The organism is Saccharobesus litoralis, from assembly GCF_003063625.1.
Classification (GTDB): domain Bacteria; phylum Pseudomonadota; class Gammaproteobacteria; order Enterobacterales; family Alteromonadaceae; genus Saccharobesus; species Saccharobesus litoralis.
Map to the genome: position 1 here is coordinate 3,140,769 of NZ_CP026604.1, position 18,831 is coordinate 3,159,599.

Sequence of the window (18,831 nt, forward strand, 5' to 3'; positions counted from 1 at the left end):
GCCTATAATTATAAGAGACTGTATTACGAGCATGCGTAACTAAAGTATGATCTTGCCCTGTTAAGTATTAGGTTTTTGGCAAGCATGCATTACAGCAAAGACTGCATGGCGCTAATATCGAGTTCGTCTTGCATTTCTTTTTGTAAATCTAATAAATCATTGAACAACTGCTTGGCTTTTTGACGATATTGTGGCTTAGCAAACAAGTTGTGTTTTTCATCTTTATCATTTTGTAAATCAAACAACTTGATGGTGTTTGCGGTTGGATAAACAATGAGCTTATAGCCACCCTTTTTGATCATGCGCTGACTTTCACGATAGGCGCCGTAGATACCGTTGTAATGACTGGTGTTGGTTTTTCCTTTTGCTAAGTCTAATATTGAATTGAAATATACATGCTCGGGTTTAGTGGCACCGGCTAACTCTAGTGCTGTGGCCATGGTATCTTGCAAATAAATGTTGGCATCCACCACTTTGCCCTTTTCTAACCCAGGCCCCCAAATAATGTAAGGTGAGCGGATTGAGTGCTCGTACATATTTTGTTTACCAAATAAGCCATGTTCACCCACAGCCAGACCGTGATCGGCGGTATAAACAATATAGGTATTGTCAAACTTACCTGATGCTTTTAACGCTTTGATAATCGCTCCTATTTGTTCATCCAAATGGGTGATTAATGCGTAGTATTCCTTTAAATGCACCTGAGTTGCGTATTCAGTGCGGGGGAATGGCGCAAGCGCCGCATCGCGTAGACTCGGGCCATTGCCGATTTGGTCTTTCTCTGGGTAGTTAGCTTGCCAATTACTCGGTAATGGTAATTGTTCAGCTTGATACATATCTTGATACGCTTGAGGGGCTTGGCGTGGGTCATGCGGTGCATTGAATGCTAAATACATAAAAAACGGCTTATCTTTTTGCGCGGCGCTATTAATAAAACCGAGTGCTTCATCTTTAACGACTTCACTCCAATGTTTACCACCTTGATAAAAACCGCCAAATTTCGGATCCGTGGGAGACCAAGAATCATCATTTTTGTTTAGTGGTCGATTGTAGCCGACAGGCATTAGCTCTTCTGCTGATTTGGCTTGACTGGTGCCGTTTGCCAATGCTTTAAACGCAGCAACCATTTTATGATGTTGCCAATAATCTTTTGGCATTCCGCCGCGTACGGTTTTTGCGGTATTAAAAATTTTATGAGCTGGGGCGTGAACATGCCATTTACCTGTCATGTAAGTGTCGTAGCCCTGTTTTTCCATGAGCTTGGACCAAGTTTGTTGCAAGCCTTGACCATTTTTGTAGTTTTGGTCTTGTTGCTTGGCTTGCCAAACAGATAACCCTGAGTTCAGCATGGTACGCGAGGCTAAACAAACCGCACCAGTCCATGACCCCATGTTGTGAGCATTGGTAAAGTTGACGCCGTTATTAGCGATTTCATCTAAGGTCGGTGTTTTAATATGTGGGTTACCGTAGGCTCCAATTGTTTTAGGTGACTGATCATCGGCAAAAATAAACACAAAGTTAGGCTTGGCTGCTTTGGCTGTGGCCTTGTTTTGACTCTCGTTAGAAGTTGATGTTTGTGAAGAGCAGGCTGTTAGTAGAATTGAGCCTGCAATGCAGAGTTGTTGTAATAAACGCGCCATCATAACGGGGTGGAATAAATTAATTGTGAGTTAAGGCTATCATAGCTAGTGTTGTTTTGTTAATGATACTTGTTGTTTGTATATAAACTTTACATTTGTAATGGATAAATATTCGTTTTTACGGCAGTAACTCTTTGAACTATTTACGTGAGTTGTTTACTCTTAACCTATTGAATCACAATATTAATGAGCCTATTAAGCGTGTATTTTTAACCTAGTGACTCATCGCAGATTGAACAAAGCGATTTTGTGTTAAGAATATTGATAATGAGTGGGCTTACTTTTTAAACAAAGGCAAAACATGTATAGCAAGTTCAGGATAGTCGCTATCACCAGCATTATCGTTTGCTCTGTTTCTGTGTTTTATGCCTATGCCAAACCCAAACTTAATCTCAATAAACTTTTACAATACGTTGGTGTTAAGTACGACAATACCGCGCAAAAGCGGGTTAAAGCTTGGCGTAATATAGTCGATACCAGTCAAGGATTAACTGACAAACAAAAGTTGGAAAAAGTGAATCGTTTTTTTAACTTATTTGATTTTGTCAATGATATTGACCACTGGGGTAAAGAAGATTATTGGGCAACGCCGATAGAATTTATCGGTACGAAAGCCGGAGACTGTGAGGACTTTTCGGTTGCTAAGTATTTCACCTTGTTAGAGCTAGGTGTGCCAATTGAAAAGCTGCGTTTAACGTATGTTAAAGCCGTTAAATTAAATCAGTTTCATATGGTACTAGCGTATTACCCGAAACCGAAATCCATTCCTATGATATTGGATAATATCGACGGCAAAATTAAACCCGCACATAAGCGTAAAGATTTAATCCCTATTTTCTCGTTTAATGGTCAAAAGCTTTGGCTCAATAAACAAAAAGGTAAAGGTCAGGTTGTTGGTGGCTCAGAGCGGATCGACAACTGGGACAATCTAAGTAAACGCTATCAACTTGACGAATTTATGGAATAGAGGCCAACCAAACATGACTCTGTTTAGACAACTCCTTATGGTGATCGTACTTAGCTTTTTAGCTAACTTAATTGGCGTGCTTTGGCTGCAGTTTGAGTCAACACGCGATTATTTAACTAATCAGTTAGAGTCTGATTTAAATAATACTTCCACGTCCTTGAGTATGGCGTTGACTCCGCATTTGGCCGAAGGCGATGCTGTGCTGGTTGAATCGACTATTAATGCTTATTTTGACGGTGGCTATTATTCTAAAATCGAAGTGGAAATTTTGACGACTGAACAAACGGTTAGTAAAGCGATCCCTGTGCGTATTAATGGTGTGCCTAGCTGGTTTGTTGATTTAATTGAGATCAATGTGCCAGACGTTGAAACCACAATTACGGATGGCTGGTTACAGGCCGGTGTATTGCGTATACAAGGCCACCCAGGCTTTGCTTATAAGCAATTATGGGAAGCCTTTGTATCTATGTCGAGCTTGCTCAGCATGTTGTCTTTAGTACTGATTGCCTTGGCATCCATTGGTATTAACTTGGTATTGAAACCGTTAGCGCGGATCCGTAAAAAAGCCCAGCAGATCCAAGAGCGTAAATTTGGTGAGCCTTTACCTTTACCCCAAACCAAGGAGTTAAGGTCCGTCACTAAATCAATTAATCAAATGACGGTTAAACTAAAAGAGCAATTTGAAGAAGAAGCGCGTTTGCATAACAAATTAAAGGAACAAGCGTTTCAGGATGCGACGACTGGTTTTGGTAATCGCGCCTTTTTTAATCGTCAATTACAAGCTTGGTTAAGTGACGAGCCCAGTGGTGCTGTAGTTTTTCTTGAGTTGTTAGGTATTGACGAAATTAATAAAAAAGATGGCTGGACCAAACGTGATGATGTAATTAAAAGTGCCGCTAACTTTATTGACGGTAATTTTAATGACGAAAGTGGCGCGGTTAAGTGTCGTTTATCGGCTCATGAATTCGCGTTAATTTTAGATGGTTTAGACAATCAGCAAATTGAAGAGCAATTGAACAAGCTGGCGTCGCATTTTCAAAATACTAGCTATCGCGAAAACTTTTACCAAGAGCGTATTTTCAACATGGGGGCTGTGCATATCACTGCCGGTGCTAGCAATGGTGAAGTCTTGTCGTTGGCTGATAATGCCATGCAACAGGCCCGCAGTGAAAATAGCGGTATTTACATCGCCAAGCAAAGTCAGCAGCAACAAACTAAAATGGCCAGAATGGAAATTAAAGATGCCATTGAAAAAGCCATTGATGCCTCAGCTTTAGGTTTTACCCGCCAACCCGTATACGGTTTCAAAGGGGCTGACAAGCCGTTGCACTTTGAAGCTTACGCCAAGTTGAATTTAGAAGATATGGGCGCGGTGAATGCAGGGATCTTTATTTCTGTACTTGAAGAGTTTGAGTTAGGTGATCAATTTGATAAGAAGGTTATTGAACTGGTTATTGAGCATTTAAAAGCGGGCTCAGAGCAAGTCTATGCGGTTAACCTTACGGCGTCGGCGTTAAAGAATGACCAGTTTATTGATTGGATGATCGACGCGTTGAAAGCGATACCACAATATACGACTCAAATCTGTTTTGAATTTACAGAAGAAAGCGTTATTTATAACAGAGAAAAAATAGAAGCCATGTGTGCCCAGTTTGCCGATTTAGGCGTACAGTTTGGCGTTGACCGTGTAGGCCGCAATTTCTCATCACTTTCCTACTTGCAGAGCTTGCATCCAAATTATGTAAAAATTGATCATGCTTATACACAAATGGCGTTAAGCAGTGATAACGATGCTTACTTTGTTGGCTCGCTATGTACCACCATCCATAACTTAGATGTCGATGTGATCGCGACCCGTGTTGAAAACGAAGAACAGCTCAATATATTAAAAGAATACCATTTTGATGCTTACCAAGGCTTTATTTATAAGCCTGAACCATTTGAAATCGGTAAAGAATCAAATTAAAAGCGAGATGATGCCGAGAAATGCCGCTAAATTGGCGGCAAGGTAATAGAGCCACATATCGCGGCTTGCGCCGCGCCTGTGACTTGTGGGCTATTGCCGGGCAATTGATTAACACAGCGATATGCTAACCACGCAAAAGCCATGGCTTCCATAAAATCACCATCAATAGCGACTTGCTCAGTCAGTTCGATAGACCAATTGGCTAATTGGCTATTTAATTGAGCTAGCAAAGTTTGGTTATGGCTGCCGCCACCAAACACCAATAATCGGCCATGCGGTAAATGGCGGATACTTTGACTAATACTGTGAGCGGATAGGGCACATAATGTAGCCATCACGTCTTGCGGAGCAAATTGCTCTCCCGTATTGGCTATTATCTGTTCTAGCCAAGCTAAATTAAAATGTTCACGGCCGGTACTTTTCGGTGGTGGTAGGGTGAAATAATCGTCATTGAGCAAAGTCTTTAATAAGTTTGATTGGACTTTACCTTGCGCAGCAATCTCTCCGTTTTTATCGAAGCTTACCCCGTAGTGTTTCTCTGCCCAGCCATCCATTAATACATTGCCAGGACCAGTATCAAATCCCAAAAGGGGTTGAGGCTCTATAATTGAAATATTGGCTATGCCGCCAATGTTGAGTAAAACGAGTGGTTTATCGCCTTGGTTTTGTATGTCTCGGCTTTTTTGCAATTGCTTTTTTAGGCTTTGATGAAACAAAGGGACGAGTGGTGCACCTTGACCGCCTAAGGCGATATCCATACTGCGAAAATCATGTACCACTTTTATACCGGTTTTAGCGGCTAAAAGAGCGGGGTTCAACAACTGCATACTAAACGCATGTGGGGGATTAGGTTGATGGTAAACTGTTTGGCCATGACAACCGATAGCAATAATATCATTGGCTGTCAGGTTTTCTTGTTTAAGTAAATTATTAACCGCATCGGCATAAGCTAGGGTTAAGCGCTGCGTTAGTTTACCTAGAGCTAACAGTGAAGTGTGTTGTGATTGACACAGGGTTAATATTTTATCGCGAATATCTGCTAAGAAAGCCTGAGCAAGGGTTGCTGTTAAATGCGTATTATCTTGTTCAATCTGACACAGAGCAACGTCAATACCATCTGCACTGGTGCCTGACATTATACCAATATACCGTTTGGCAAGCATATGGATTTACCTATTGATTGAGTGAAAATTGCCTTTCATGTTTTGCTATTGCTTGGCAGCCTGTCTTTAAATAAGTTTAATTTGTCCATAAATTGGGTATGGTCTTACCTAGCAAACGCAGCGTTTATATGTTGACGAATACTTAGGGCTAATACAAGCGTTAGCCGCACAGTTTTGTTATAGTGACGACCGTTTTCAGATTAAAGTAGTGATTTAGGTAAATGAGTGATTCTAATTTAGTGTATTCGACTGGGTTAGGTCGAATTAAACAAGAAAAATCCGCACCACAAGCGCAAATTTTTGATGATGGTTTTGTTCGTGTCCGTCGAGAAACAAAAGGTAGAAAAGGTAAGGGTGTGATCACAATAACCGGCGTACCGCTTACGGGTACCGAATTAAAAACGTTAGCACAAAAACTAAAAAAGAAGTGTGGAACCGGAGGCTCAATTAAAGACGGCGTGATCGAAATTCAAGGTGACAAGCGAGATGTCATTAAAGCAGAATTGGAAGCGAATGGTTATAAAGTTAAATTCTCTGGTGGTTAAATTATCAACAGTATATTAGTAATAAATTAGCATAATTTTCAGATTGTTATCTATACTAAATTGAAAACCCAATAGACTGGGTTGTTTTACCTCAAAGAGTGGAAGGGAGTTTCCCAAGTAGTCTTGACGTTTTTTGACAAATAAATATTAAAGGCATCTCTATGGCTTGGTTCGGTAATCTTAAGATATTTCATAAAATATCTTTGATTATTATTTTAACGATAGCAGCGTTTGCTGCCATTATCGTGATTAACGCGTCTTCGCAAAAGCTCACACAACAAGATCTTGCGTTTTTAGAAAGCAAGGTATACCCGATTGTGCAATTGGCAACGGTCAATGAAGTATTACTTGAAAAGGCTGATGATTTATTTACTCAATCAGTGTCTTTTGGAGACGAAGAGTTAAAAGCCCAAGCGGTAGCGGCACTTGCTAAACTAAAAAGTAATTTACAGCGTGTGCAAAGCCTCGACAGTAAGAATGCTGCCGTAATTCGTAAACATCTTAGCCTAGTAACAGATTACCAAACACAATCGTTAGAGATTGTTGATGGTATGCTAGCTGAAACTATAGACTTTTCCGCATTGCCAGCTAAAACCCGTACTAAATCTGAAACGTTAGAAAAAACCCAAGAAGGTTTAAAACAATATAAACAATCGATAGACCAATTACTTAAAGAGACGATTGAGCAAGCCAGAAGTAGTGGTGAAAATGCGCTGCAATCGACAATTTTCTTTGGCGTAGTAATGATTGTTATAGTGGCTTTAATTGCCATTTATGTAGCCCGTTCTATTAGTACAACTGTATCAGAATTGCGTGATTCTCTTGCTGAATTAGCCAGTGGTAAAGGTGAGCTAAGCCATCGATTACAAGTTAGGAATAAAGATGAGTTAGGGCAGTTAGCCACTAACTTTAATCGATTTATTGATACATTAAGCCAATCTATTTCTGATGTGATGGGCGTTTCTCACCCCTTGCTTGATACGTCTACCCGCTTAATTTCTAATACGGAACAAGCTCGCACTTTGACTTCGCAACAAGCTGCAAACGCTGCGCAAACTCAACAATCTATGACTGAGCTTAATCAATCGATTGAAGGGATTAGTGAGTCAGCAGGGCTGGCTAACTCAGCGGCTAATGAAGCTGAGGTGGAAGCGAATAATGGCTTAACTGTGGTGGAAGCCACAATAGAAAACTCGAAAAAACTCAATGAGCAAATAGACACTACATCCAAGTCGATCCACAGATTAGCACAGGATACAGATAGTGTAAGTTCGATCCTTGATGTGATTAACGCTATTGCGGAACAAACCAATTTATTGGCACTTAATGCGGCAATTGAGGCGGCTCGCGCCGGTGAGCAAGGCCGAGGTTTCGCTGTGGTTGCTGATGAAGTAAGAACATTAGCATCGCGCACAGGTGATGCCACCACAGAGATCCGTGATTTGTTAGATAAGCTGCGCAATGCAGCAAGTGAAAGTGTGACAATGATGGGGCAAGCGGAAACCTTGTCGTCAAGCAACGAAGAGTTTGCGATTAAAACCGGTTCGGCACTTGAACAAATTAAAGGCAGTGTGGAAAATATTTCAATGATGAATAACCAAATTGCCACTGCGACAGAAGAGCAAAGTGTAGTTGCCAACCATGTGGTTGATATTATTAATACAATGTCGGAAACCGAACAGCAAATTCAAGGCACATTTAGTTCACTGGAAGAAGTGTCGCATCAATTGCATCAAGCTTCAGACGACTTAATGGAAGCCACTAGCCAATTTAAGCTCTAGTGTCATATGCCATAACAACAAAAGGCGAGAGGTTAATATAGACCGTCTCGCTGTTTGTTATTGGAAAGAAAGCTAATTTGTTGCGTTAATCGGGGTGACGTTTGAATCTTCAGTCTCGTCAGCATTAACACTTTTGCCAACTTGCTGTAACTCGTCAACTTTACCTTTAAACGCGTTACTGAACGATTCTTTATTTTCCGCAATTAAGCGACCAATATTTTCAACTTGTGATTCAGACAAGCCTTCAACTTGCTGTTCAATGACTTCAGAAATAACCTCGGCCAGTTCTAGCATTTTATCGTAAGCGTCTGCTTCTTTTTTACTGGTAAACATTTTGCCGTCTCTGTCGCATTGCCATAAAGCTCTTACACCCATAACTCACCCAATATGTAACTGTTTTTATGTACAGTATATCATGCAGATTTATATTGCAAATCTAATTTAAGAATTTGTTTTAGTCTAATTTAGCCGATTAAATGCGCAAAACGTAAGTTGTGGTTTAGACTTTAATCAAATAAGTATATTTGCAGTCCATTTATTTATTTTTAATGACATAAAAATACTGATTATAAGCAGACAAGTGATTAAAAACGGATTAAAGTTGGCGCATCAAAGCAGTGTGAGTAATTTGAGTCAGGTGAGAGCAGAAACCAACAAGCAAGCAACAGCGAATGAAGAGTCCTTGCTGCGTATTTTTACCGTGCCAGAGGCGCCTGATTCTACATTGGGGCGTATAGAGCAGGAAATTTCGCAAAATTTAAATGGCTTTCTTTCAGAGCATTTAGTGGCTAAAGAGCACAAACTGAGTGAAATTGAAAAAGATTTCTCTGATGCACAATTACCTGAAGAACCGCAGTTTGTTTCTGATCACACCAGTTTTTTGTTAGATAAATTGGTAGCTCAATCCGTTCACACCTCTTCTCCTAGCTTTATTGGACATATGACATCGGCGTTGCCCTATTTTATGTTACCAATGTCAAAAATTATGATTGCTCTCAATCAAAACCTAGTCAAAATTGAAACCTCAAAGGCGTTTACGCCGTTAGAGCGTCAAGTACTGGGTATGATGCACAATTTAGTTTATGGCGGTGCATCGAGTTTTTATCAAGAATATATGCACTCTGAACAGTTTTCACTGGGCGCATTCTGCTCGGGTGGAACAATAGCGAATGTAACTGCGTTATGGGTTGCTCGTAATAACTTGTTTAAGCCAAGTGGCAATTTTAAAGGTGTTGCCCAAAGTGGTTTATACAAAGCCTTATTGCATTATGGCTATAAGGGCGCTGCAGTTTTAGTGTCGGAGCGCGGTCATTATTCATTGGCTAAGTCAGCCGATTTACTCGGCATTGGCCGTGAAGATGTCATTGCAATTCCAACCGATGCTAATAACCGTGTCGATATTGATAAGTTACGCAGCACAGCAAAACAGTTGCGTGATAATGGTATTGCCATTTTAGCTATGGTTGGGGTTGCCGGTACCACAGAAACCGGTAATATTGATCCACTGGCTGAGATGGCTGCAGTCGCGAGTGAAGTTGGGTGTCATTTTCATGTCGACGCGGCTTGGGGTGGTTCCACCCTGTTTTCGCATAAATACGCTTCCTTACTGGCTGGCATTGAGTTGGCTGATTCTGTGACTATTGATGCCCATAAACAAATGTACGTGCCTATGGGTGCGGGCATTGTTTTGTTTAAAGATCCTTCCTTGGCAGGACATATCGAGCACCACGCAGAATATGTACTAAGAAAAGGTTCAAAAGATTTAGGTAGCCATACGTTAGAAGGTTCGCGTCCTGGTATGGCCATGTTGGTCTTCGCCAGTATGAATATTTTGGGCCGAAAAGGTTATCAATTGTTAATCGACCGAAGTATTGAGCAGGCACGTTACTTTGCGGAATTGATAAACCAACAAGACGATTTTGAGTTGGTCTCTCACCCTGAGTTATGTTTACTGACTTATCGTTATGTTCCTGCGCCACTTAAGGCGATTTTACGCAGTGGTAACCAAGTACTTATTAGTCAGGTTAATGAGTATCTTGATGACTTAACTAAGTATGTGCAAAAGCGCCAACGTGAAGCCGGAAAATCATTTGTTTCTCGAACTCGTATTAATCCGAGTATTTATCAAGGGCAATCGATTACGGTTTTTCGAGTCGTGTTGGCTAATCCACTAACAACGCAACAGATTTTACAAGATGTTTTGCAAGAGCAGCGAGAATTAGCGCAAACCAGTCAAATTGCCCTGCCAATGTTAATGAAAATGTTAGCGCAATGGCAAGCCGCTTAAGACCTTATATATTAAACTAACCGTCTTACATCGACATTATACCGAGTGATTTTTCGTACTCTTTACGATGAAGCTCGCGAAGCTTAGACATGTAATTTGATTCACTGGGTACATCAATGTAAGGTAATATCTCGCGCACTAAATTATCGGGCGCAGCTAAATTGTTAGCATTCGGCTGACTAATTCTGAATTTGATAAATTTGTCTTTTTGAACAAATAAATAAGAGTAGGATGTGTATTCTAAGCCGGATAATAAATAAATTTTTGTTTTGGCTTTGAGCCCTGAATATTGCTTGCCGTGCCAATAAAATTGGTAAACCGACACTTCTTTTCCTTCACGTTTTTGATACAAACCTTGGGCTACGGCGTTATCTATTTCTGAAAAAATATTGCGCATTTCACTGCTAAGTAAATAACGATTATGCTGCCAAGAGAAGTGGCGGATCGGATAGGTGTATATGGCAATTTCGTCTTCATCGTAGTAGCGATTTTCATAGCGAATGCTGGCACCGAGTAAGGGCTCTTCGTAGGTATGTCGCTCTAGCATGACTAAGCTAGCAGTTTGGTCTGGAAACTTTAGATCTTTGTCATAGTTGCTTGGGATCACTGGTAAAGGTTTAGGGGGTGCTTTTTCTGTTACCAGAATGGGATTTGTGACTTGGTTATTTTGTTGAGTGCTGTTGCAACTCAATAAAGCCAAGGGAATAAGTAAAACTTGGCAGATAAACTTCAACATCAGCCGCACCTTAAAATATAACCACAATTGTTATAATACTAGTTAATATTGCTAGTTTAGATGGACTATTTTTAGCCTTATAGCGAAGTATTCTCAGCCAGAACTGCTAATAACATAGCTTAATTAAAAATCGAGTTTTCTTGCTTGTCTGCTCGCATGTTAATTGAGTTCGCGTATACTTATAGATAATTGACACAAAAGAATAAATTTATGGCCAAACCTGCCAATACTCCTCAATATCACCCATTACTGGCTGAGAAAGTCGCAGCCTTTGTTGAACAATCACTGGCTCCCGTATCGTTTGAACAACTCTGCCATCAGCACAATACGTTAGATAACCATGCCCAACGTGAAATGCACGCTTGTCTGGAAGCGTTAGATGCAGAAGGGCGGGTGATTTTGGCCAAAAAAGACCAATATTCTACCCCTGAAAAATTGGGCTTGGTCACAGGTAAGGTTATTGGCCATCGCGAAGGGTTTGGCTTTTTAAACTCGGGTGCAGGCAAAGACTTGTTTATAGCAGGCCACATGATGACTGCTTATATTCACGGTGATTTTGTATTGGCTAAACTAGGCGGTTCTGACAAGAAAGGTCGACGTGAAGCACGTTTAATTCGTGTTTTACAAAGCCGTCAAGAAGCCATTGTCGGCCGCTATTTTGTCGAGCATGGTTTAGGGTTTGTCGTACCGGATGATAGTCGAATTCAACATGAAGTGATTATAGAGCCGGGCAACAATAAAAATGCCCGTCACGGCCAAATGGTGGTGGTTGATTTAATTAAACGCCCGTCAAAACGCACCAGTGCGATTGGTAAAGTATCGGAAGTATTGGGTGATCACATGGCACCGGGTATGGAAATTGACGTTGCTTTGCGCAATTACGATATTCCGCATAGTTGGTCGCGCAAGGTGCTTAAAGAATTAGATAAAATAGCGGACGAAGTTCCTGAACAAGCTAAATTAGAGCGACAAGATCTACGTCAGTTACCCTTGGTGACCATAGATGGTGAAGATGCCCGCGACTTTGATGACGCGGTTTATTGTGAGCGTAAGCGTTCTGGTGGTTGGCGTTTATGGGTAGCGATTGCTGATGTGAGTTATTACGTGCGGCCAGGTACCGAATTGGATAACCAAGCACAAGAAAGAGGCACATCCGTATACTTTCCTGAGCAAGTCGTGCCTATGTTGCCTGAAAAGTTATCTAACGGCTTATGTTCACTTAACCCTAATGTTGATCGCTTGTGTATGGTCTGTGAAATGACCATTAGTGAAGCTGGTAATTTGTCGGGTTATCAATTTTACCCTGCGGTGATGAATTCACATGCACGTTTAACTTACACTAAAGTGGGTAAAATTTTAGATGGTGATGAAAAGTTACGTGAGCAATATCAAGCTCAAGTACCACACCTAGAAAATCTGCACCAAATGTATCTGCGTTTAAAAGAACGACGCATGGAACGAGGTGCTATAGAATTTGAAACGCCAGAACCCAAATTTATTTTTAATGCTGATCGCAAAATAGATTCGATAGAGTTGGTTGTACGAAATGACGCTCACAAGCTAATCGAAGAAAGTATGATTTTAGCGAATGTTGCGGCGGCGAAGTTTATTGAAAAGCATAAAGCACAAGCGCTATTTCGCGTACATGAGCCGCCAGAAGGTGAGCGTTTAACTAAATTTATCGGTTTCTTAGGTGAACTTGGCATTACAGTCACTTTAGATAATCAAGATATTAGCCCACATACATACAAAGCTTTAGTCGAGCGCATTCAAGGTCGGCCTGATCAAGAGCTGATACAAACCATGATGTTACGCTCTATGCAGCAAGCTATATATAGTGGTGATAATCAAGGACACTTTGGCTTAGCGTTGAAAGGTTATTCGCATTTTACCTCGCCTATTCGTCGTTATCCTGATTTAGTTTTGCACCGAGCGATTAAATCTGTGTTGGTACAGCAAAAAGCCGCCAAGCGTCAAGGTGGTGAGTTTCAATACCAAGCGGAAGATATTGACCAGTTAGCTGAGCATACTTCAATGACTGAGCGCCGAGCTGATGAAGCCACGCGTGATGTGGCTAACTGGCTTAAATGCGAATTTATGCGTGACCATATTGGATGTACTTATGGCGGTGTTATTTCTGCGGTCACGAGTTTTGGCTTTTTCGTTCGTGTGCATGATTTGTACATTGAAGGTTTAGTGCATATTGGCTCCTTGGGTAACGATTACTATATTTTTGATAATGCCAAGCAACGTTTGGTTGGCGAGCGTACGCGTCAGGTTTATAAATTGGGAGATGAAGTCGTCATTCAAGTAACATCAGTAAACCTTGAAGAAAAGAAAATAGACTTTATCATAGCGCCGCCCGACGCTAAGTTGGATGAGATTGATGATAGGCGCGCGTCAGCCAGTACTAAGCAGCCGTCTAAGTCAGAACAATTGCGTAAAGAAAGTAGCGGCCAAGAACGAGCTGGATCGCGAAGCGACAAGAAAAACTCAGCTAAAAAGAGCCGTCGTTCGGGCAAAGGTAAATCTAAAGCCAAAACCAAAGGTAGTCGCACGCAACAATTAATGCAGCAAGAAAAATCAAAAGGCAAGGCCGGTAAGAAACCGGCAGCTAAGAAAAAAGCAGGGGCTGCGTCAAGCGGCGCCTCTAAAACTAAGCGCAAAAGTAAAAAGCGTTAGGAGATACAGAGTTTGAGTAAGTCTGAAACCATTTATGGTTTACATGCAGTTGAAGCGGCTTTGCAAAATGAACCTGAGCGATTCATTGAATTGCATGTGCTTAAAGGTCGAGAAGATAATAGATTAAATAGTATTTTACACTTAGCTAAGCGGATTGGTTTGCCGGTGCAAACGGCTAACCGACGGGCATTAGATGAGAAAACCCATAATGCGAGGCATCAAGGTGTTGTCGCGCGTGTAAAAGCCGCGCCTACATTAAATGAATCAGATTTAGATGTGATCCTTGATAAAAAAGGCCAATCTATCTTTTTACTTGTGCTCGACGGCGTGACGGATCCGCATAATATTGGCGCTTGTTTACGCACGGCAGATGCAGCAGGTGTAGACGCGTTAATTGTTCCAAAAGATAAATCAGCTAGTTTGACATCAACCGCACGCAAGGTGGCGTGTGGTGCTGCAGAAGCCGTACCTTTTATTCAAGTGACTAATTTATCGCGTACGTTAAAACATATACAAGACAAAGGCATTTGGATAGTGGGTACCGCAGGTGAAGCAACATCAACTTTGCATCAAGCTAAGTTAACCGGACCTATGGCATTGGTTATGGGAGCAGAAGGTAAAGGCATGCGCCGATTAACTCGTGAAAACTGTGATGAACTTATTTCTATCCCGATGGCGGGTGAAGTGTCTAGCCTGAATGTGAGTGTCGCGACGGGGGTTTGTTTATTTGAAATAGTGAGACAACGAAATTTATAGTTTTCTTGCTTGTTGCAACCTTGTTTCGTTGTAAAATAGCAAGCTATTCGTGCTGAGTGATAGCACAAATAGCTTGCAACCAATAAGATTGACCTTTAATCGTATATGGTTGGAATAGCTTGGCGTTTATGCTCTGTTTTGCGGTAGATATCGATAAGTTTATTGGCAACGTCTTCGGCTACCGCTTTCCCTTCTAAAAAGTCATCTATTTGGTCGTAGGTGATCCCTAACGCATTTTCATCTTCTTTTTGTGGGTCTAACTCTTCTAAATCAGCAGTAGGTGCTTTAGTGATTAAGTGCTCTGGTGCACCTAACTCTTTGGCTAATGCTCTGACTTGGCGTTTACTCAAGCCAAATAATGGCACTAAATCACATGCACCGTCACCATACTTCGTAAAGAAGCCAGTGATATTCTCAGCTGAATGGTCTGTACCTAATACTAATCCACCTAACATACCGGCAATCTCGTATTGAATGACCATGCGTGTACGGGCTTTGACGTTGCCTTTTACAAAGTCGATTAACTCATTTGATTGTGGTTTTAAACCCGCTAAGTTTAATTGACTTAGGGTTTCACTATGAATGCCATCTGCTCCCGGTTTGACATTGACGGCTAAGCTTTGTGAAGGCTGGATGAAATCGAGGGCCATTTGCGCATCGGCTTCGTCTGCTTGAATATCGTAAGGTAAACGCACAGCAACAAATTGATAGCCTTGACCATTTTCATTGAGTTCATTAACGGCTAGCTGGGCTAATCTGCCTAGCGTGGAAGAGTCAACTCCACCACTAATTCCCAGTACCAAGCTTTTAACACCGGCACTTTTCATTTGTTGTTTGATAAAGTCGATACGGCGGCGGATCTCAAATTTTACGTCTATTTGAGGCTGAACTTTCATTTGTTCTACTATATATGCTTGGTCCATATTCTTGATTTAGTTGGGGTAATTGACAAGATATATTCAATAATATCTAAAAAACTTGATCGAAACGACAATAAGTTAGCTATTATTGAGTATAAATAAAGTGAATCTTACTCAAGTCAATATTTGTTAAGGGAGTGAGTAGCCAGTGATACGTGTACAAATTTAAACATGATCAGTTGAGTTATCGCTTTTAAACAACAATTAAACCAAATAGGGGAAGGAAAATAATAATGAAATGTGTAACCGCTATTATTAAACCGTTTAAGCTAGATGATGTACGCGAAGCGTTAGCTGAAGTGGGAGTGACAGGCATTACCGTTACTGAGGTAAAAGGCTTTGGTCGTCAAAAAGGCCATAAAGAGACGTATCGCGGTGCTGAATACAGCATAGATTTTTTGCCTAAAGTGAAGTTAGAGATCGTACTGGCTGATGATCAAGTTGAAAAAAGTATTGAAGCAGTCATGAATGCCGCGAGCACAGGTAAAATTGGTGATGGTAAAATATTCGTGACCAATGTTGAGCATGTGATCCGCATTCGAACTGGCGAAGAAAACGAAAGCGCCTTGTAATCGGTTAAATCATACAAGTTATAGGCAAAGCGATCAGGTTTTAGGGGAAGCTGTCAAAGCTACCGCGTCCTGCTCTCGCCCCTTACCTGCATCCATGCAGGCAAGCTTCGAGACCCCATGAGCATATGCTCTACTATGTGATTGGGGTTGCCTAAAAGGATTTAGGTAGTAGGACGACGCAGGAGCCAAAGTCGAGAGTAAGCGCTGACAATGAACCATAAGGCCTGAGCGAGAAGACTATAGCTAGGATAATCTAGCTAACTTAACTAACGCTATTGATTAATTATTGTATTCAAACTCCAACTCTCCAACTTGATGCCAAAAATGGCTGGTATCCACCACTTCTACTAAACCGGCTAGCGAATCAGAAAACTTTTCAATTTCTTCTGCTTTATGTGGGTTGAATTGGCGAATGTAGTTTAACTGTTGGTCTATTTGTGCCAGATTGCTTTCTCCAACGGGCAAAATGTTGAGCCACAAGCTGCTTAATTGTGCTTTGTTCAACGTTTGACGAATAAAGTGCTGAATATTTCTTACGTTGGCGCCCGCTCGCGATTGCTTGGGTATGTCGACTTGATTTGGCTGTATTTGGAAGATTAATTCATCTTGTATCGCTTTGCCATTACGACTAAATAAATCAATTGAGCGAATTAATGGCGGTTTACGTTTGTCATCATGGATGATTTGAAAAACTGAAATTCTGTTTTTATTGACCGGCGACTGCAGTTTGGTCAGTGTTTTGAGCTCTTGCGTTTTATAGTCAGCGACTAACAGGCGATCAAAATAAAAACCTTGGCGATTTTTAAATATGCCATAGCCTATACTTGGATAGAAGTTAATAAATAATGTACGTAGTGCGCGTTGCAGTAAGACAAATTTATCGTACTTGTCGTTAACCTTTAATCGCTCAGCATTAGATTCAAATAGCTTTTGCATAAAGCCAACGACTTTTTCTTGCTGTGGATCAACCAGCTCAAGGTGTAGATCCATACTTTCTAAATTGATCCCCACAACGCGATATAAAGTTTTATTTAATGCATTAGCCTCGCCAAATTTAATAAAGTCACTCGCGGTAACTTGTACCACATCACCTTGTACTAAAGGCAAGCTCATGGTCGAGGCTCGCACTTTTAAGCCGCAGGTGGACATATCCATAGAAGTGCAAGCCATCGTATCAGAGTACTTTTGATGCGTTAATGCTAAACGAGTTTGATAAAAGTAGCGGATTTCTTGGCGCGCGCATTGCGGCTCAACACTGAGTATAGATATATTGGCGACTTTTAAACGTGGTGCCATTAACGATGTCAGTTTTTGAGTATTCTCTGCGGTTAATTGATATTTAGCTGGAGGAACAAGTAATTTTTCATGCTCTGTTAAGCGTTGCAGCATGACACAATGGGTTAAATTATTAATTGGCTCTAAGGCCGTATTCGCGTCCTCTTCACTGCTATACCAGTTATATTTAATGGTGTGGATATCCTCAGGTGCAATTGCAAACGCTTTAACACTGAATACAGCGAGTGTTCCGTGTTTTTTAGCAAAGGCTAAAAAGGGCATTAATAAATCTTTTTGCTGCAGTTCACTGAGTGTGGCCGATAAAAAAACAACTTTATCTTGGCGAATAAATTTAATGGCTAATAAGGTTTCATTTTGCGCGAGTGGTAATTGCGGCCAATTTGCATAAATGATTGAATGCAGGCGTTGGGCTTTTCGCTCATCTTCAAAAAATGTTAACTCTTGCTTGGTAAATTCATTAGTCAGGCAGTGACGTACAGCTGTGGCTTGATTATCTTTTACACTAATAAATATGGGTAACCAATGGGTTTGCTTTAATAAGTGATCTTCAATTAAGCGGGATTCAGCTAAATCTTTTGCGTTGGCAATATCAACTTTAAAGCGCGCTCTGTTTTCTGTTATGTAGCCATCTAAAAAACTAGCCCAGTCAAAGGAGTCACTTTTTAATGCGATACCGATTTTTTGACTACCATCAGGTTCAGGCTTATTGGAAGTGAACATCACTTTGTATTCAAACGTAGGCTCACAATCGAATGTATAATCACGAGTTAAAGAGTGAAAATTGACTTGAATGGTTTGCCCTAACTTTATTAAGCCAAATGGCTCAACTTTGAGCTGGCAGCCGCTGCGTGAAATATTCGAGGTAAATAGCTCAGTAGGCTCTAAATCGGGAGCTGAGACAATAACGGGTTTAGACAGGTAAATGCGCTCTTCCAGACGGCGCGTGGTGCGTCCTAAAACCGTCATTGGTACTTCATATTCTTTTATTGCCTGCTCATATTTATATTGTTTTTCGTACTCTTGATATTGGGCGGGGTCGGTGATTGCTTCGTATACACCTTCGGTATATTGATTGCCAAACTTTTCGACTTCTAAAACAAACATACGCTTGCCGACAGGATCTAGGTAAAAGCGTTTGTCACCCCAATTAAATTCACTGACGTCGTATTCACTGAAGGTCGACATGTCGATAGAGCGTTGGAATGGTTTAAATAATCGCGCTAATTCGCCCTTAATTGAAAACTGTTGAGGTTTGGTTAGCCGGCTGCAGGTTTTATCAAAGGCCAGTGGAAAAGTAGATTTATTGTAATAGGGGATAAGCAGATCGACGAATTTGCGAAGTTTAGGATCCAACTTAGCAGTATTACTAACCATACATCATTATTATCAATTATTGGTTTGCTGAGTATAGGTGATAATACGAGCGGTTGGAAATAAGTAAAGTGACTGATTTTCAGTTAAATGGTCGATTAAGCTGAAAATAGCTTGTGGTAAATAAAAAGTAGAGAGATAGATATAAA

Annotated in this window: 14 protein-coding genes; 8 read left to right on the forward strand and 6 right to left on the reverse strand. The window is 40.9% G+C overall.

Features of this window, described 5'->3' with window-relative positions; genetic code table 11:
- Positions 1–89: 89 nt before the first annotated feature.
- Positions 90–1,643: a sulfatase-like hydrolase/transferase gene (locus C2869_RS11210; RefSeq protein ID WP_108603023.1), complete on the reverse strand. Its 1,554-nt coding sequence runs from the start codon at positions 1,641–1,643 to the stop codon at positions 90–92.
- A gap of 298 nt (positions 1,644–1,941) precedes the next feature.
- Here C2869_RS11210 and C2869_RS11215 point away from each other — a divergent pair, with 298 nt between their 5' ends.
- Positions 1,942–2,607 carry a transglutaminase-like cysteine peptidase gene (locus tag C2869_RS11215; protein WP_108603024.1) on the forward strand — a complete coding sequence of 222 codons (666 nt, stop codon included), beginning with the start codon at positions 1,942–1,944 and terminating at the stop codon, positions 2,605–2,607.
- A gap of 13 nt (positions 2,608–2,620) precedes the next feature.
- Positions 2,621–4,573 carry a bifunctional diguanylate cyclase/phosphodiesterase gene (locus C2869_RS11220; RefSeq protein ID WP_108603025.1) on the forward strand — a complete coding sequence of 651 codons (1,953 nt, stop codon included), beginning with the start codon at positions 2,621–2,623 and terminating at the stop codon, positions 4,571–4,573.
- A 26-nt stretch (positions 4,574–4,599) separates the two neighbouring features.
- On the opposite strand, the gene C2869_RS11225 is transcribed toward C2869_RS11220, so the two are convergent.
- On the reverse strand, positions 4,600–5,736 hold the full coding sequence (locus C2869_RS11225; protein ID WP_108603026.1) for an anhydro-N-acetylmuramic acid kinase: 1,137 nt from the start codon (positions 5,734–5,736) through the stop codon (positions 4,600–4,602).
- Positions 5,737–5,957: 221 nt separating this feature from the next.
- Between C2869_RS11225 and C2869_RS11230 the strand changes: the two genes are divergently transcribed.
- Complete coding sequence (locus tag C2869_RS11230) at positions 5,958–6,281, forward strand: translation initiation factor (protein WP_108603027.1); 324 nt, start codon at positions 5,958–5,960, stop codon at positions 6,279–6,281.
- A 161-nt stretch (positions 6,282–6,442) separates the two neighbouring features.
- Positions 6,443–8,062, forward strand: a complete 1,620-nt coding sequence (locus C2869_RS11235; RefSeq protein ID WP_108603028.1) for a methyl-accepting chemotaxis protein — start codon at positions 6,443–6,445, stop codon at positions 8,060–8,062.
- Between the two features lie 72 nt (positions 8,063–8,134).
- Here the strand turns inward: C2869_RS11235 and C2869_RS11240 are convergent, their stop codons facing one another.
- Complete coding sequence (locus C2869_RS11240; protein ID WP_108603029.1) at positions 8,135–8,437, reverse strand: YebG family protein; 303 nt, start codon at positions 8,435–8,437, stop codon at positions 8,135–8,137.
- A gap of 262 nt (positions 8,438–8,699) precedes the next feature.
- Here C2869_RS11240 and panP point away from each other — a divergent pair, with 262 nt between their 5' ends.
- Positions 8,700–10,349, forward strand: coding sequence for a pyridoxal-dependent aspartate 1-decarboxylase PanP (gene panP / locus C2869_RS11245; protein WP_108605035.1), 1,650 nt, complete (start codon positions 8,700–8,702; stop codon positions 10,347–10,349).
- Between the two features lie 25 nt (positions 10,350–10,374).
- Here the strand turns inward: panP and C2869_RS11250 are convergent, their stop codons facing one another.
- Complete coding sequence (locus C2869_RS11250) at positions 10,375–11,085, reverse strand: hypothetical protein (protein WP_108603030.1); 711 nt, start codon at positions 11,083–11,085, stop codon at positions 10,375–10,377.
- 210 nt (positions 11,086–11,295) lie between these two features.
- Between C2869_RS11250 and rnr the strand changes: the two genes are divergently transcribed.
- Positions 11,296–13,767 carry a ribonuclease R gene (rnr, locus tag C2869_RS11255; protein WP_108603031.1) on the forward strand — a complete coding sequence of 824 codons (2,472 nt, stop codon included), beginning with the start codon at positions 11,296–11,298 and terminating at the stop codon, positions 13,765–13,767.
- Positions 13,768–13,779: 12 nt separating this feature from the next.
- Positions 13,780–14,523, forward strand: coding sequence for a 23S rRNA (guanosine(2251)-2'-O)-methyltransferase RlmB (gene rlmB / locus C2869_RS11260; RefSeq protein WP_108603032.1), 744 nt, complete (start codon positions 13,780–13,782; stop codon positions 14,521–14,523).
- A 95-nt stretch (positions 14,524–14,618) separates the two neighbouring features.
- On the opposite strand, the gene nadE is transcribed toward rlmB, so the two are convergent.
- Positions 14,619–15,446, reverse strand: a complete 828-nt coding sequence (gene nadE, locus C2869_RS11265; protein ID WP_108603033.1) for an ammonia-dependent NAD(+) synthetase — start codon at positions 15,444–15,446, stop codon at positions 14,619–14,621.
- A gap of 230 nt (positions 15,447–15,676) precedes the next feature.
- Here nadE and C2869_RS11270 point away from each other — a divergent pair, with 230 nt between their 5' ends.
- The gene (locus C2869_RS11270) at positions 15,677–16,015 is read left to right on the forward strand and encodes a P-II family nitrogen regulator (RefSeq protein WP_108603034.1); all 339 of its coding nucleotides are present in this window, start codon (positions 15,677–15,679) and stop codon (positions 16,013–16,015) included.
- Between the two features lie 279 nt (positions 16,016–16,294).
- Here C2869_RS11270 and C2869_RS11275 read toward each other — a convergent pair whose 3' ends face one another.
- Positions 16,295–18,685 carry a PilZ domain-containing protein gene (locus C2869_RS11275; protein WP_108603035.1) on the reverse strand — a complete coding sequence of 797 codons (2,391 nt, stop codon included), beginning with the start codon at positions 18,683–18,685 and terminating at the stop codon, positions 16,295–16,297.
- Positions 18,686–18,831 lie beyond the last annotated feature (146 nt).

Coding starts and splice junctions, on each gene's coding strand:
- C2869_RS11210 (WP_108603023.1), bottom strand. CDS start 1,643: ATGATGGCGCGTTTATTACAACAACTCTGCATTGCAGGCTCAATTCTA.
- C2869_RS11215 (WP_108603024.1), top strand. CDS start 1,942: ATGTATAGCAAGTTCAGGATAGTCGCTATCACCAGCATTATCGTTTGC.
- C2869_RS11220 (WP_108603025.1), top strand. CDS start 2,621: ATGACTCTGTTTAGACAACTCCTTATGGTGATCGTACTTAGCTTTTTA.
- C2869_RS11225 (WP_108603026.1), bottom strand. CDS start 5,736: ATGCTTGCCAAACGGTATATTGGTATAATGTCAGGCACCAGTGCAGAT.
- C2869_RS11230 (WP_108603027.1), top strand. CDS start 5,958: ATGAGTGATTCTAATTTAGTGTATTCGACTGGGTTAGGTCGAATTAAA.
- C2869_RS11235 (WP_108603028.1), top strand. CDS start 6,443: ATGGCTTGGTTCGGTAATCTTAAGATATTTCATAAAATATCTTTGATT.
- C2869_RS11240 (WP_108603029.1), bottom strand. CDS start 8,437: ATGGGTGTAAGAGCTTTATGGCAATGCGACAGAGACGGCAAAATGTTT.
- C2869_RS11250 (WP_108603030.1), bottom strand. CDS start 11,085: ATGTTGAAGTTTATCTGCCAAGTTTTACTTATTCCCTTGGCTTTATTG.
- rnr (WP_108603031.1), top strand. CDS start 11,296: ATGGCCAAACCTGCCAATACTCCTCAATATCACCCATTACTGGCTGAG.
- nadE (WP_108603033.1), bottom strand. CDS start 15,446: ATGGACCAAGCATATATAGTAGAACAAATGAAAGTTCAGCCTCAAATA.
- C2869_RS11270 (WP_108603034.1), top strand. CDS start 15,677: ATGAAATGTGTAACCGCTATTATTAAACCGTTTAAGCTAGATGATGTA.
- C2869_RS11275 (WP_108603035.1), bottom strand. CDS start 18,685: ATGGTTAGTAATACTGCTAAGTTGGATCCTAAACTTCGCAAATTCGTC.